General features: G+C 71.5%; 14 protein-coding genes and 1 pseudogene. 4 read left to right on the top strand and 11 right to left on the bottom strand.

Annotation, left to right across the window (positions count from 1 at the left end; all coding sequences use genetic code 11):
• Window positions 1-17: 17 nt before the first annotated feature.
• Entirely contained in the window at window positions 18-773 is a 756-nt protein-coding gene (locus ACZ470_RS15865; protein ID WP_468427513.1) for a (2Fe-2S)-binding protein, read from the bottom strand.
• A gap of 210 nt (window positions 774-983) precedes the next feature.
• On the opposite strand from ACZ470_RS15865, the gene ACZ470_RS15860 reads away from it, so the two are divergent.
• Window positions 984-2,105: a DMT family transporter gene (locus ACZ470_RS15860; protein WP_468427511.1), complete on the top strand. Its 1,122-nt coding sequence runs from the start codon at window positions 984-986 to the stop codon at window positions 2,103-2,105.
• On the opposite strand, the gene ACZ470_RS15855 is transcribed toward ACZ470_RS15860, so the two are convergent.
• Entirely contained in the window at window positions 2,095-3,372 is a 1,278-nt protein-coding gene (locus ACZ470_RS15855) for a transglycosylase family protein (protein ID WP_468427509.1), read from the bottom strand. The genes ACZ470_RS15860 and ACZ470_RS15855 overlap by 11 nt on opposite strands.
• Window positions 3,373-3,698: 326 nt before the next feature.
• On the opposite strand from ACZ470_RS15855, the gene gndA reads away from it, so the two are divergent.
• Complete coding sequence (gene gndA, locus ACZ470_RS15850) at window positions 3,699-5,138, top strand: NADP-dependent phosphogluconate dehydrogenase (RefSeq protein WP_468427507.1); 1,440 nt, start codon at window positions 3,699-3,701, stop codon at window positions 5,136-5,138.
• 504 nt (window positions 5,139-5,642) lie between these two features.
• Here the strand turns inward: gndA and ACZ470_RS15845 are convergent.
• The 7 genes and pseudogenes from ACZ470_RS15845 to ACZ470_RS15815 form a co-directional block, all read right to left on the bottom strand.
• A complete protein-coding gene (locus ACZ470_RS15845; protein WP_468427505.1) occupies window positions 5,643-6,407 on the bottom strand; it encodes a DUF899 family protein in 765 nt (254 codons plus the stop codon).
• A gap of 36 nt (window positions 6,408-6,443) precedes the next feature.
• A complete protein-coding gene (locus ACZ470_RS15840) occupies window positions 6,444-6,758 on the bottom strand; it encodes an ArsR/SmtB family transcription factor (protein WP_468427503.1) in 315 nt (104 codons plus the stop codon).
• A 17-nt stretch (window positions 6,759-6,775) separates the two neighbouring features.
• A complete protein-coding gene (locus ACZ470_RS15835; RefSeq protein WP_468427501.1) occupies window positions 6,776-7,273 on the bottom strand; it encodes an SRPBCC family protein in 498 nt (165 codons plus the stop codon).
• A gap of 116 nt (window positions 7,274-7,389) precedes the next feature.
• Window positions 7,390-8,019 carry an aspartate/glutamate racemase family protein gene (locus ACZ470_RS15830; RefSeq protein WP_468427499.1) on the bottom strand — a complete coding sequence of 210 codons (630 nt, stop codon included), beginning with the start codon at window positions 8,017-8,019 and terminating at the stop codon, window positions 7,390-7,392.
• 19 nt (window positions 8,020-8,038) lie between these two features.
• A complete protein-coding gene (locus ACZ470_RS15825) occupies window positions 8,039-8,383 on the bottom strand; it encodes a GNAT family N-acetyltransferase (RefSeq protein WP_468427621.1) in 345 nt (114 codons plus the stop codon).
• A 34-nt stretch (window positions 8,384-8,417) separates the two neighbouring features.
• Complete coding sequence (gene panD, locus ACZ470_RS15820; protein WP_468427497.1) at window positions 8,418-8,840, bottom strand: aspartate 1-decarboxylase; 423 nt, start codon at window positions 8,838-8,840, stop codon at window positions 8,418-8,420.
• Window positions 8,841-9,356: 516 nt separating this feature from the next.
• A pseudogene (locus ACZ470_RS15815) lies at window positions 9,357-9,586 on the bottom strand (transposase); the annotation flags it as partial.
• A 407-nt stretch (window positions 9,587-9,993) separates the two neighbouring features.
• Between ACZ470_RS15815 and ACZ470_RS15810 the strand changes: the two are divergent.
• Window positions 9,994-11,310 carry a hypothetical protein gene (locus ACZ470_RS15810; protein WP_468427495.1) on the top strand — a complete coding sequence of 439 codons (1,317 nt, stop codon included), beginning with the start codon at window positions 9,994-9,996 and terminating at the stop codon, window positions 11,308-11,310.
• Between the two features lie 136 nt (window positions 11,311-11,446).
• On the opposite strand, the gene ACZ470_RS15805 is transcribed toward ACZ470_RS15810, so the two are convergent.
• Window positions 11,447-12,190: a hypothetical protein gene (locus tag ACZ470_RS15805; RefSeq protein WP_468427493.1), complete on the bottom strand. Its 744-nt coding sequence runs from the start codon at window positions 12,188-12,190 to the stop codon at window positions 11,447-11,449.
• A 311-nt stretch (window positions 12,191-12,501) separates the two neighbouring features.
• Window positions 12,502-13,362 (bottom strand): enoyl-CoA hydratase/isomerase family protein, encoded by an 861-nt coding sequence (locus tag ACZ470_RS15800; RefSeq protein WP_468427491.1) that lies wholly within the window; start codon window positions 13,360-13,362, stop codon window positions 12,502-12,504.
• Between the two features lie 152 nt (window positions 13,363-13,514).
• Between ACZ470_RS15800 and ACZ470_RS15795 the strand changes: the two genes are divergently transcribed.
• The gene (locus ACZ470_RS15795) at window positions 13,515-14,132 is read left to right on the top strand and encodes a TetR/AcrR family transcriptional regulator (protein ID WP_468427489.1); all 618 of its coding nucleotides are present in this window, start codon (window positions 13,515-13,517) and stop codon (window positions 14,130-14,132) included.
• The last annotated feature ends 50 nt before the right edge of the window (window positions 14,133-14,182 follow it).

The following is a 14,182-nucleotide window of genomic DNA, read 5'->3' as shown; positions in this document are numbered from 1 at the left end:
GGACGTTCCCTTCATGGTCACCCAGATGGGGCGCGCGGGGAAGAGCGGGGCGGATGTGCGAAGCAACAGTCCCCGCACACGCCCCCGCCGGGCACCCGGTAGTACAGACAGCAACTGCGGCGCCGGAAGGCGGTGCCGGTGAGGGTTCCGGTGCCGGCGAGCCAGGGGTCGTCCAGGAGTTCGACCGCCAGGGAGCCGGCGCGGGCGGCGACGTCCGTACGGCCGTGGCGGCGGCCCCAGCGGTCCAGTTCCCGGGCGGCGCCCGCGAGCGCGGAGGCGGCGTTGCCGCGCAGCAGGCCGGGGGCGAGGCGGTGGCGGGAGCGCAGGGCGGCGGCGAGGGGCTCGAGATGGCCGCGCAGCACCAGCTCCGCGATCGTCGCCGCGTCACCCGGCAGCGGCCGCACCCCGGACAGCCACAGGTCGTCGGGGGCACCGCCCTCCGGGTCCCAGCGCAGCAGCGGCGGGGCGAGGTCGGGGACGGCGCCGTACAGGGCGGCGGAGCCGAGGGCCACGGACCACAGCCGGGCCGCGAGCCCCTGCTGGGCCACCGACGCGGCGACCCGCTCCTCCGGTGTGCGCAGCGCGGCGCCGACCCGGCGGACCCGGGCCGCCAGGACGTCGCCCTGAACATCCGGGCGCCCGGGGCCGTATGCCTGGGCGAGCGTGGGCAGGGAACGGTCGGCCGCTCCTGCCGTGCGCAGTACGAAGAAGCCACCGAGTCGGCGAAGGGCGGTGAGACGGGGGTCGAGGTCCACGACGTGCAGTAGTACCAAGGCCCTTAGGGGGAGCAACCAGGGGGCCTCCGTCGCAGGGGGCCCACCCTGGGGATGACGGGTGCGCCGTCGTACTCCATCGGCAGTACGACTCATTGAGTGCTCAGGGACGACGACGGGAACAGTCTGACACGGCATCGTGTTGGTTATGAAAGCCGACCGTTCGCCGCGCCGGGTCCACCGCCCCGGCCTCACGCAGAGGAGCAGCCGATGAGCGCCCTCGCGTTGTCCGTGGTGCTGTCGTTCGTGTCTGCCGTGGCGTACGCGGGCGGAGCGATCGTGCAGGAGCAGGTCGCGGTGTCCTCGCCCGGCGCGCAGCAGTACGCGCCGCTGCGCCGGCCCGGCTGGTGGGCGGCGGTCGCGCTCAACGGCCTCGGCGGACTGCTCCACGTGGTGGCGCTCGCCTACGGCCCGCTGAGCCTCGTCCAGCCGCTGGGCGCGCTGACCATCGTGTTCGCGCTGCCCATGGCGGCGCTCTTCGTCGGCCGCAGGGCGGGGGCGACCGCGTGGCGCGGCGCCATCATGGCGACGGTGGGCCTCGCGGGTCTGCTCTCCCTGGTCGGCGCGTCCGACGCGCAGTCGCTGGACACCGCGCAGCGGGTGGCGGCGGCGCTGGTGACGGCCGGAGCGGTCGTGGCGCTGATGATCGCGGCCCGGGCCGCGCACCGGCATCCCGCGGTGCGCAGCATCCTGCTGGCCACGGCGTCCGGTGTCGCGTTCGGCATGTCCTCCGTCTTCACCAAGACCGTCGCGGTCGACTGGACCGGCGGGGTGTCGGCGGCGGATCTGCCGTCCCTGGCGGTGATAGGCGTCCTGGCCACGGCCGGCATGCTGCTCTCCCAGGCCTCCTACCGGGGCGCCGGGCTGGCGGCCCCGCTGGCCACGCTGACGGTGATCAATCCGGTGGTGGCGGCCGCGGTCGGCATCACGATGTTCGGGGAGACCTTCCGGTACGGCACGACGGGCACCACGCTCGCGCTGAGCTGCGGTGTGGTGGCGGCCGGCGGGCTGATCCTGCTGACGACGGAGCGGCTGGCGCGTGAGCAGCGGGAGGCGCGGGCGGCGGAGACCGTCGCACCGGAGTCCGTGTCCGACGTCATCCCCGCCCCTCGGTCCGCGGTGGAGGACGACACCGATCCCGCCGAACGGCTGCTGGCCGAACTCGCCCTCCCCGAGGACGTACGGCTGCCGGTGCGGCTGCCGTCACCGGCCGGCGCACCGGACGACGTGGATGACGCGCCGGTGCCGCTGGTGTCGTACGCGCCCTTCTACGGCGGCCCGTATGTGCCGGTGCCGGCGTTCGACCGGCACCGGCACCGCGTCAAATCCTGACGCCGCCCGCCCTCAGATAGGCGACCGGGTCGATGTCCGACCCGAAACCGGGCCCCGTCCGCACCTCGAAGTGCAGATGCGGGCCCGAGCTGTTGCCGGTCGAGCCGGAGCGGCCGATGCGCTGGCCCGCGCCGACGGACTGCCCGCTCTTCACGGAGATCGCCGACAGGTGCGCGTACTGGCTGTAGCGGCCGTCGGCGTGCCGGACCACCACCTGGTAGCCGAACGACCCCTCCCAGCCCGCGCTGACGACGGTGCCGGCTCCGACCGACTTCACGGACGTGCCGGTGGGGACGGGGAAGTCGACGCCCGTGTGGTAGCCCTTCGACCAGGCGGATCCGGCCTTGTGGTACGGCGTGCCGAGCGCGGCGCTGACGGGGGCGACGAGATCGCCACCGGTCTTGGCGGCGCGGTCGGCGCGGTCCTCGGTGCGCTGGGAGGACGCCTTCTTCTCGGCCTTCTTGTCCGCCTTCTTCTCGGTCTGCTTCTCGGTCTTCCTGTCGGCCTTGTTGTCGGCCTTCTTCTCGGCTTTGCTCCCCGTCGGCTCGGCGGCCTTCCCGGGTGCCGTGGCCCTCCCGTCACCGTCGGGCAGGGCGAGCCTCTGGCCCGGGATGATCAGGTCGGGATCGCCGCCGATGGTGGAGCGGTTGGCGTCGTACAGCTCCCGCCAGCCGCCGCGGACCCGCTCGTCCGAGGCGATGCCGGAGAGGGTGTCGCCGCGGACCACCTTGTACATCTCGGCGCGGCCCGCGCGGGACTGGGGAGTGGTCTGCGGCTTGACGTCCTCGACGGACGACCGGCCGCGCTTCTCGCCGTCGTCCTTCTTGTCACTCTTCCCGCGTTTGCCGTCGGACGTCCCGCTCGCCGGCCGGATGTCCGGGGTGTCACCGCCCCGGGCCAGTCCTGCCCGCACCGAGCACACCGGCCAGGCGCCGGGGCCCTGTCCGTCGAGCACCTTCTCCGCCACGGCGATCTGCTGGTCCTTGGTGGCCAGATCCGCGCGCGGCGCGTACCGGGTACCGCCGTACGCCTCCCAGGTGGACTGGGTGAACTGGAGTCCGCCGTAGTAGCCGTTGCCGGTGTTGATGTTCCAGTCGTTGGTCGACTCGCACGCGGCGACCTTGTCCCAGGTCTCCACGTCGGCCGCCTGGGCGGCGCCGGTGCCCAGGAACGGGAGCGCCATTCCGGCCCCGCCGGCGGTGACGGTGAGTGAGGCCCGGTTGATCCTGTTCGGCTGATACCGGCGGTGCCGGCCGCGCACGGCCATGGAATCCCCCTCGACAATGCGTCAGGAGGGGCAAAAGTAAGCGTTGCGAACTGGCCGTGACAAGACGGCTATCGGCCGCACGGATGCGCCAAGTGGCCGGGATTCTTCGCCCGTTGCGCCCCCGGCCGCATCCCGCGGGGTGCGTGCGCGGGCGGGTGTGCCCGTCCGCGGGGGCACGCGGGTGCGCGCGCCCGCTGAGTGCGGAAGGGGCTTCTGCCCGTATGTGGCTGCGCGGTGTCGTACCGACCCGCGCGTGCGCACGCAGGTGCGGCACGTCAGGATGGTCGATGGCAGTACCGATACCAAGGTCACTAGGAGCCACCCCTATGAGCAGTTCAGCGCAGATCGGCGTCACGGGGCTCGCGGTCATGGGCCGCAACCTCGCGCGCAACTTCGCCCGCAACGGCTACACGGTCGCGGTGCACAACCGGACGGCGGCACGCACGCACGCGCTGGTGGAGGAGTTCGGGCACGAGGGCAGCTTCGTGGCGGCCGAGACGGCCAAGGAGTTCGTGGCGGCGCTGGAGCGTCCGCGGCGGCTGGTCGTCATGGTGAAGGCCGGCGAGCCGACGGACGCCGTGATCGAGGAGTTCGCGCCGCTGCTGGAACCCGGGGACATGATCATCGATGGTGGCAACGCCCACTTCGCGGACACCCGGCGCCGTGAGAAGGCGCTGCGCGAGCAGGGCATCCACTTCGTCGGCATGGGCGTCTCCGGCGGTGAGGAGGGGGCACTGCACGGGCCGAGCATCATGCCGGGCGGCCCGAAGGAGTCGTACGACTCGCTCGGCCCGATGCTGGAGAAGATCTCCGCCAAGGCGGCCGACGGCGCGCCCTGTGTCACGCACGTCGGCCCGGACGGCGCCGGCCACTTCGTGAAGATGGTGCACAACGGCATCGAGTACGCCGACATGCAGCTGATCGGTGAGGCGTACCAGTTGCTGCGCGATGTCGCCGGGTACTCCCCCGCGCAGATCGCGGAGATCTTCCGCACCTGGAACACGGGCCGGCTGGACTCCTACCTGATCGAGATCACGGCCGAGGTGCTGTCGCACGTGGACGCGGCCACCGGCAAGCCGTTCGTGGACGTCGTGGTGGACCAGGCGGAGCAGAAGGGCACGGGCCGCTGGACCGTGCAGATCGCGCTCGACCTGGGCGTGCCGGTGTCGGGCATCGCGGAGGCGGTCTTCGCCCGGTCCCTCTCCGGTCACGCGGCGCTGCGCGAGGCCTCGCGCGGGCTGGCGGGTCCGAAGGCCGCGCCGCTGAGCGAGTCCGAGGCGGCTGCCTTCGCGGACCGGGTGGAGCAGGCGCTGTACGCGTCGAAGATCGTGTCGTACACGCAGGGCTTCCACGAGATCGCCGCGGGCAGCGAGGAGTACGGCTGGGACATCGACCTGGGCGCGGTCTCCGCGATCTGGCGCGGCGGCTGCATCATCCGCGCGGCCTTCCTGGACCGGATCCGGGCCGCCTACGACGCGCGGGCGGACCTGCCGAGCCTGCTGTCGGACGAGACGTTCGCGCGGGAGATCGCCGACGCCCAGGACGACTGGCGCGAGGTGCTGATCGCGGCGACCCGCCAGGGCGTGCCGGCCCCCGGTTTCGCCGCGGCCCTCGCCTACTACGACGCCCTGCGCGCGGAGCGTCTGCCGGCCGCGCTCACCCAGGGCCAGCGCGACTACTTCGGCGCGCACACCTACCGGCGCACGGACCGGGACGGCTCGTTCCACACGCTGTGGGGCGGGGACCGGTCGGAGGTGTCGGCGTAAGTCCCGTATGACGTACGACGGGGGCGGTGGACGGCGGGACGGCCGTCCACCGCCCCCGTGTCTCCGGCCGGCGCTCAGCTCAGCGGCGGGCCGGGTTCCGGGTTCGGCACCGGCTCGGGGCCGGGCGGGATCGGCGAGGGCGACGGCTCGGGCGGCCCCGGATGGGGCGGGGGCGGCTGCGGTCCCGGCCCCGGGGGCTGGGGGGTCGGCTCCGGTCCGGGCCCCGGCGGCGGGGGCGGAGGTGTGGGTTCCGGGCCGGGAGGCGGCTGGGGAGCCGGCACCGGGTCGGGGTGCGGCTCGGGGTGCGAGGGGTCCGGGCCCGGAGTGGGGCCCGGCGGGACGGGGTCCGGGTACGGGTTCGTCATGGCGCGTGTCCTCCGGCCTGTCGGTCGACGTCGGCTCTGGACTACTCCCCCGCCTACCCGACGGCCGCTTCTCCAGTCACCCACCGGTGTGACGGCACGGGGCCGGGTGGGGGGCCACGTTCCCCGCCGGGTCGGAGATTCAGGTGCCCGGTGTGAGGGCGTCGGAGCGGCCGGCCTCGATGCGGGACCACTGGGGGATGGGGCGTCCGTCGCTCCGCAGCCGGATGGCATCGACGGGCGTGCCCTGGACGGTGGGCCAGCCGGCGGGCGAGTCCTCCCACAGCTCCTGGCGTCCGTACACGGTGAGATCCATCAGGGCGTAGCTGTAGTCCATCGCCTCCACGCCGCGCCTGGTCGTCCAGTACGTCTCGAAGACGCGGTCGCCGTCCCGCAGGTAGCACACGATGTGCATCATGCCGACGTGGCGCCCGGTCAGGAGTTCGTCCTGGGACGGCTCCGCCGAGTACCACGGCACCTCCCAGCCCATGAAGTCACGGTAGCGGCGGCTCTCCTCGTACGGGCCCTGGCAGAGGACCGCGTAGGTGATGTCGCGCGAGTGGAGGTACGACAGTTCCTGGACCTGGGTGGTGACCCAGGTGCAGCCCTCGCACTGTCCGGCCGCGTCGTGTCCGTGGTGCCACATGAAGTAGTAGGCGATGAGCTGCCGGCGTCCTTCGAAGGCGTCGAGCAGGGTGACCGGCCCGTCGGGCCCGGTCAGCTCGAGGTCGGCGGCCACCTCGACCATGGGCAGGCGCCGCCGGGCGGCGGCGATCGCGTCGCCCTCCCGGGTGTGCGCCTTCTCCCTGGTCCGCAGCCGGTCCAGTGCTGCTTGGAAGGTGGCCCGGTCGGCCACCGTCGGCAGCGCCGGCGCGCGGTCCGACGGCCCGCTGTCGTGCTCAGTCACGATCTTGTCCCATCGTCGTACGTCGCTGTCCGTCCGTCAGTCCGCCGCATCGGACCCGGGGCGCTCCGCCAGTTCCTTGATGCGCAGCAGACGCGTCTCCCAGCCGCGGCCGATCCTGTCCAGCTCGCGGGCCAGCGCGCCGAGCCGGGCACCGACGGCGAGGAAGACGACCTCGCGCCCGCGCTGCTCGGACTCGACCAGTCCGACCTCGCGCAGCACCTCCAGATGCTTGCCGATCGCCTGCCGGCTCACCGGCAGGACCCTGGCCAGCGCGGACGCCGACATGGGGCCCTCGCCGAGCCGGGTGAGTATCTCCCAGCGCGTCGCGTCGCCGAGTGCGGCACACACCACGGGAAGAGGGGAAGCGGTCACCGGTGGCCCGCCGGGTCCGGCGCGTTCTTCTCGACGAACGCCTTCGCGGCCGCCAGCTCGGTGAGCCAGCCCTTGTCGTTGCCCTCGCGCTCCTTGAGCCATGCCGCCGGGTCGTCGGCGAGACTCGAGAAGCCGCTCTCCACCACGCGCAGGGTCACCCCGCCGCCGTCCCGCTCGTCGATCCAGAACTCGACCAGCGTCGAGGGCGTCGCGTCGTCCCGGTACGGGGTGCCGATCCAGCAGAACGCCGCGTAGCGCGGCTTGTCCAGCTCCACGGTCCGGAACCGGAACTCGCCCAGCGTCGGGTGGCGCACCACGGTCACATCACCCTCGTGACGCAGGTCCGGCTCGGGGTCGACGGCTCCGTCGTTGATGTACCAGCCGGGCCGTACGACCAGCTCCCACACCCGCTCGGCGGGGGCGTCGATGTCGATCTGCCGGGCGATCCGGTCGAGCTCGGCGAGTTCCTCGTCGGTGTAGGTGGTGTCGTTCATGAGTGCCTCCTTCTCCAGCTTCTGCCTGCAACTGAAGGGTTGCACATCCAAGCAGTAGGTGCAACCCACGGGTTGCAGATGACGGTAGCGGCGTGGCCTCTCCGGGCCGGGCCCGGCTAGCGCAGGCGGGCCGCCGCCGCGAGCCCCGGACGGGGACTGGACAGCACGGGCACCGGGGTCGTGGTGAGCCGCTCGGCCGGGGCCATGGAGGCCTGGGCGAGGACGATGGCGTCGGCGCCGGTGATTGCGTCGGCCGCGTACGCCACCAGGCGTACGTACCCCTCGGTGTCACCCGCCTCGAAGCGCTCCCAGGCGCCCGCGACCAGCACGGTCCGCACCTCGACGGACCGGCCGGCGCGACGGGCCTCCTCCTCGATCAGCGCGGCCGTCGGCCCGAGCGTGCTCTCCAGGGCAGCGAGGACCACGACGCGCGACCCCGCGGCCACGGCGGCCGCCGCCATGGGCCGGTCGACCCGCAGCACCGGCACGCCGGCCTCGGCGCCGGCCGCCTCGGCGACCGCGCCGATGGTCGAGCAGGTGCACAGCACGGCCCGGGCGCCGCTGCCCACGGCTTCGCGCACCCTCGCCCGTACGTCGTCGGCCACCGCCGCGGGCCCGTCGGCGCGGGCGCGTTCGAGCAGGTCCTCGGCGACGAGGTGCCGCAACTCCAGCCCGGGATGGGCCTCGTCGCGCAGCGCGTCGAAGACGGGCACGTGAACGGGCGAGGTGTGCAACAGGGCGAGCACGAGCGATTCCCCCGGGACGTCAGAAGCGCCCGGGGTGTGCCGCCAGCCACTCGTTCGCCGCGCGGATCAGCTCCGGCCCGACCGCCGGAGCCTCGTCGGGGTGGCGCTCGGCCCACTTGGCGACGTACGGACAGAGCGGGGCGACGGCGCTGTCCTCGCGGGCGGCGACGGCGTAGAGCTCGCGGGCGAGGGAGCCCGCGATGCCCTTGCCCTCGTGGGCCGGCTCCACGATGGTGTGCACCGGCACGAGCGCACGCTCGGGAGCGTCGAGCACGAAGTACTCGATCCGCCCGACGACGTCGCCGTCCGCCACCGCCTCGAACCGGCCCGCCGCCCGGTCGTCACGAATCTCGATGTCACCCATGGCCACGTCACGCTCCTGCCTCGGTATGCGCCGGTCAGGCCGTGGCGACGGCCCCCGGGCTGCGCTCCTGGTCCGACCCCGGCACCGGCTCGGACGCGTCGGCCCCCAGGGCCACGATGCGGTTGTCGCCGTCCACATGCACCACCCGGGGTTCCAGCGCCCGCGCCTCGGCGTCGGTCACCTGAGCGTAACTGATGATGATCACCAGATCACCGGGCCGGACGAGATGGGCCGCGGCCCCGTTGATCCCGATCACCCCGGACCCGCGCTCCCCCTCGATGACGTACGTCTCGAGCCGGGCCCCATTGGTGATGTCGACGATGTGCACCAGCTCCCCCGGCAGCAGATCGGCGGCGTCGAGCAGCTCGGCGTCGATCGTCACGGATCCCACGTAGTGCAGGTCGGCCTGGGTGACGGTGGCGCGGTGGATCTTGGACTTGAACATGGTGCGCAGCATGTTGAACTCCTGGAGGACGGCTCCCTGCCTGCTTTGTGCAGGTCAAGGGCTTCCTCGACCTTACACCGACACCCCCGTTCGATGTTTGTGAGGAACATCGCTCCGGCGAGACGGCTTCCTCCCTGGGCTTTCGCGCCGTCGCCGACAACCTGTTCAGGCAATCCTCCGGGAACGCCGGCGACTCATGCTGACCGGATGCTGACTGAGCCATAAAACCTGCGGAGCTCCCCTCCAATACACGGACGACGTGCGTCCACGCTCCACCGACCTGTCGAGCGCCGACATCACTCTGGTTCATGGAACACGGCCCCTTTGGGCATCAGGCGGTCGACGCTCGACCGCCCCGGAAGCCGGCTCGCTGCCTGCCGCCCGCCCGAGGCCCCTCAGCAGCGTGGGACTCGCGAGCGAGGCGGCCAGCTCTCCTTCGCGGTGTGCGAGGGCGGTTCGCCATCGGCTGGACCGTACGGAAGGGAGGAGCGGCGCGCGCAAGTGCGCATGGGCGCGTGACCTGGCGGGTCAACAGCGTGAGCGCAGACGTCGCCAGCAACGAGTGCACATTTCAAGGTGAGAAGGGCTTCGTGGATGTCGTCGCGGATCTCCCAGCGGATCCGCAGGCGGCGGAACCAGTGCAGATGGACGAACGCACACTCCACGACCCAGCGTTGGGTGCCCAGACCGGAGCCGTGCTCGGTGCCGCGCCGGGCGATCAGCGGCTGCACACCGAGATCCCAGACGAGGCGGCGGTATGTCCGACTCCTCCGGCACAGGACGGGTCGGCCTATGAGCCGATCCCTGGCCACGAAAACCGACCAGCCTCGGCAAGAGGAGATGTGCAGAGCGATCCTGACGCCGGACACGGTGGTGGGCGAGCCTTCTCATTCACGTACGCCCGGGCTGTTGACGTCGACTTCACGCCCCCACGCGCGACCAGGCCGCGCCGGGCAACGAGGCGTTCCAGCGGTACACCCTGCGGGACGTCACACCGACGTGTAGGCGGGCGAACATCCGCCACTTGCCCGCCCACCGCGGCACGCTGCGTGCATCCTTGCTACGAGGGGTGACGTGAGCGTGCCGGCTGCCCCAGGCCTGCCGTGCGAGTCCCGTGCGGGACCGGCTGCACCCGGTGTCGGCACGGCATGCCACCATCGGCCACATGACCGACAGCTACTCACACGACAGCCATGAAGACGCCGCCCGCACGGTGGCCGAACTACTGGAAGCCGACTTCGGAGACTGGGAGTTGGCCTCGGTCAAGCAATGGGCCGCTGCCCGCCCCGGCTGGGAGTACGGCGGGGCAGGCGACGGCCAGGCGACGCTCGTTCCGGGCCGTGCGGGTGTCTCGTTGGTCCTTGATGCGGGCAAGCTCGGCTTCGAGTCCACCCGGTACACCACCGGCCGGGTCCACCTGCTGACCCACGCCTACCGGTCCCGGCCGGCAGGTGCCGCCGCCGACCGGATAGCCGCGCTGGTCCAGGACCTCGCCGCGGTCGGCGACCCGGTGCGCTACGAGGACTGCGGCGGAGCCCCCGGTCTGCGCTGGCGCGGCGAGCACCACACCCTGATCTTCCAGAGCAGCCGACGGGCCAGTTGGCTGGCCCTGCATCCCGTCCCGCCCCGCCACGCCGACGCCGCAGACACGGCCGAGTCACTGCACGACACCGGCAAGCCCGGCGAACAGGCGCGGGTGCTGTCCTACGAGCCGGGAGCCACGCTCGCCCAGCGCAGGGCTGCCTTCGGTGAGCTCTTCGACGCCGTCGTCGGCCGCATCGGCAGCCCCACCCTGTTCGGCGGCTCCGCCGAGGGGCCGAACATCCGCTGGCGCAACGAGCGGCGACTGCTGATCCTCAGCGGCGACCGCCACGGAGCCCTGCTCGAGGTGCACGACACCGGGGAACTGGAAGAAGAGGAACACCGCGACTTCAAGTGGGGCGGGTCGTGGAGTGCCGACGAGGCGTCGGACTTCCAGTTCCTGCCCTACCTGTGGCAGCTCGACCGCGGCGGCCCCGGCTGGGGGCCCGACGTGTACCCGGGCGGCCGGCTGGCCCTGGGCCTGGACCACCTCCAGGACGCGCTCGGGCTGATGCTCGGCTCGTTCATGGAACACCTCCCGGCTCAGGTCGGCGAGCACTGGGCCGGCTTCGTGATCACCCACCGCGGCCGGGACACCGTGCAGATCGTCTTCGAGCCGGACAGCGGTCTGCGGCTCTTCCGTTACGACCGTGCCGAGCACGACTCCGCCGAAAAGACCGCGGCGATGCACGAGATCGGCTGGCAGCAACGCGAACGCTGGCGGTGGGCGGCCGTGTTCCCTCAGGACGGCGAGGACTCCGCGGCACGGGCCGCCCGCCTCATCGTCGCCCAGCTGCGGTCGGACGGCGTGAACAACCCGGGCGAGGAGTGCGCCCTGCGCGACGTCACGTGCAACGACATGGGCACCTTCGACCTCTACGGGACGGGCATCGGCCGCTGAAGGCGGCAGGCCCCACTGCCGGGGCCGGGAGGGCAGGGCTGGGCGGTCCAAGGTCCCAGGGGCGACGGAGCAGGGCCGTGGTGCCGGTACTCGGCCACCGCCCTCTCCTCCTTCTCCGCTCCGGGGCCCGCCCTTCTCAGCGCCGGCGACGACTGGCGAGTACGGCGAGAGTGAGCATGCCCGTCACCACGGGTAGTCCGGCCAGCAGGGTGACGGGGTGAAGCACCGTATCGGCGTACGGGTTCGGCTCGGGGTCGAGGCGTGTCGGGAGCTCGCCCATGGCCAACGCGGTGAAGAGGATCACGACCCCCAGGAAGAAGCCCAGCAGCCCCATGAGAACGGCCATCTGCAGCATCGAGGCGAGTCCCTGCCACCTTCGGCCGTCCGTCCCGCCCGTCTCGCCTTCGGCCCAGCGGACTTCACGGACGGGTCTCCAGTACCTCCCGTACACGAAGAACAAGGTGAGCAGCAGGAAGAGGAGCCCCACGGAGACGATCATCCCGTAGAGCCCGGCGTTCTCGTCCTCCCAGCCCACCGCGGCGGCGACGTTGGGCCCGACGAGGGCGGCCGGCATGACGATCCACCAGGCCAGATAGGTCCGGACTGCCTCGGTCCAGCGGACCCTGGACCTGCCGACGATCTCGTAGTTGGTGGTCGTCCTGATGGAGAAGAGCCCGCTCTCATCGCTGTACCCGGTTTGCCGCACGTAGTACCGACTGAGCGGGACAACCGGCAGGATGACCATGAACCAGCAGGTGGCGAAGAACCCGCCGCTCTCGTCGGCACGGGAATTGTGGAGCATCATCGTGCCGATCGCGTTGTAGGTCCCTAGTTCGGGGAGGTCTTCCTCGTGGGCCAGGGGGTACAGGGGGTCGGCCATGAGGAGCATGGTATTCGTCCCGCGTCAGTCGCCAAGTCCAAACGCTCCTGCCGCCGCCACCGCCGGACCCTCACCTCCTTCGCCGAAGGCCCGTGCACAACCGGCGAGTTGGGCCCGCATCAGCCGAATCCACATGGAGCCGTTGAGGACGCGGTGCCACAGGGTGTTGATCGCCGGGTCGCCGGTCGTGTTCCCGACAGGCCCGGCGGATAAGGGTTGTCGACCTGACCACTCGACAACGCGCGTGCCGGCAATGGCTGAGGAACTCTTCCCGCGGAGCCTCTGCGCACGGATGGCGAGGGCTGGGGCGTTCAGATGCTGTTGGCGATGCGCTCGTGGTCCCGTTCGCCCTCGCGGGTCTGGATACCGGCAGCGAGCAGCTTGTGGGCGAGTTCGGTGACGTCGTCGCCGAACGCCGCGTACAGGCCCTCGTTCTCCACGGCGTATGCCGTGTGAGGAATCGGAGGAGCGATCGCGTCGACCGCGGCCTTGGTGATGGAGATGACCTCCGGTCGCAGGCCGGCGATCCGTCGGGCCAGGGTGCCGACGAAGGCATCGAGTTCCTCGGCGGGCAGCGCACGGTTGATCAGGCCGTAGCGTTCCGCGAGTTCCGCGCCCACGAGTTCGGCGCCGAGGATGAGCTCCAGCGCGCGGGCCCGGCCCGCCAGGCGCGTCATGTTCACCGTGCCACCGCCTCCGGGGAGGATCCCCATCAAGGACTCCGGCTGTCCCTGCCCTGACTTGCCGATCGCCGCGAAGCGCATGTCCAGGTACATGAAGAACTCGTTGCCCGCGCCACGCGCGAAACCCGCGAGCTTGCCTATGGTGACCTGCGGCAGCGAGCGGACCTCATCGCTCAGCGCCTGGAGGATGTTCAGCCCTTCGGGAATGGTCGCGTCCGGTGCGGCCGCGATCGCGGCGCGGGTGGCTTCGGGCAGCGCTTCCGGGTCGGTGAGGTAGGCCATGTCACCGTGCGCGATGAAGAACTCCGGGTCGGCGCTCTCGAAGACGATGACGCGGACGTCGGCGTCGTCACGCACCCGCGCGATGAACGCCCGCAGGGACGGCAGCAGGAACGCGTCCATCAGATTGAGCGGCGGGTGATCGATTGTCACCGTCGCGACCCCGTCCGAGACGTCGATCGTCAGGGCGGAGAGGTCGTCGTAGCTCATGGGGGGGCTCCACTTCACATGAAGGCCGGCGCACGACCGTGCCGCCGACCGGGTAAGCGTCGCGAGTCTTAGTGTCGCGACTGACACTGAGTATCAGATTATGAATCGAGGCGCATCAAGGCAACCGGGTGTGGCGCAGTACACTTGGCTCCATGAGTGCAGCACCCGTCGGTACCCGTGAGATCGGCCGCCACGCGGTACGAGCAGAGCTGGCCCGCGTGGCGTTCAACCGGTTCTGCCTCACCGGCTTCAACCAGGTCACCTTCGCCGACCTCGCCGAGGCCGCCGGAGTGTCGCGGAGCACTTTCCTGCGCTACTTCGGAACCAAGGAGGACGTCGTCCTGTTCGTCTTCGACCCCGTCGGTGACGTCATCACCGACGCGCTCGACGCCGACCGGGTCAACGAGGACGACTGGGACAGGCTGCGCAACGCCCTGGAATCAGCCGTGACATTCCTCGTGCGCGAGGTCCGGGAACTGGTGACGATCCTCAGCCTTGTCGACCGGACTCCGGCCCTGTGCGCACGGCTCCGTGAGAAGCAGACTGAATGGCGACCGGAGATCGCCGCCCGGCTGCGGGAGACGGCCTCCTCGGCCGACGGATCACCGGTCATCGCCAACGTGCGCGCGGCAGCAGCACTCGAATGCCTGTGGATCGTCCTCGGGCAGTGGAGTGCGAGCGGCGGCCAAGGAGACCTTGGCGAGCTGCTGGACGCTGCCTTCGCCGCCTTCTCGACCCCGGCACGCCGGCAGACGGACGCTCCGCTGTAACGGGCCGAGGCGGCGATTCTCGACGGTGCCGAAGCGGCCGAAGCGGACGG

This window comes from Streptomyces sp. NPDC031111 (assembly GCF_055570675.1).
The sequence above is the reverse complement of the archived record's forward strand: the minus strand, read 5'-3'. Positions and strand labels throughout refer to the sequence as shown.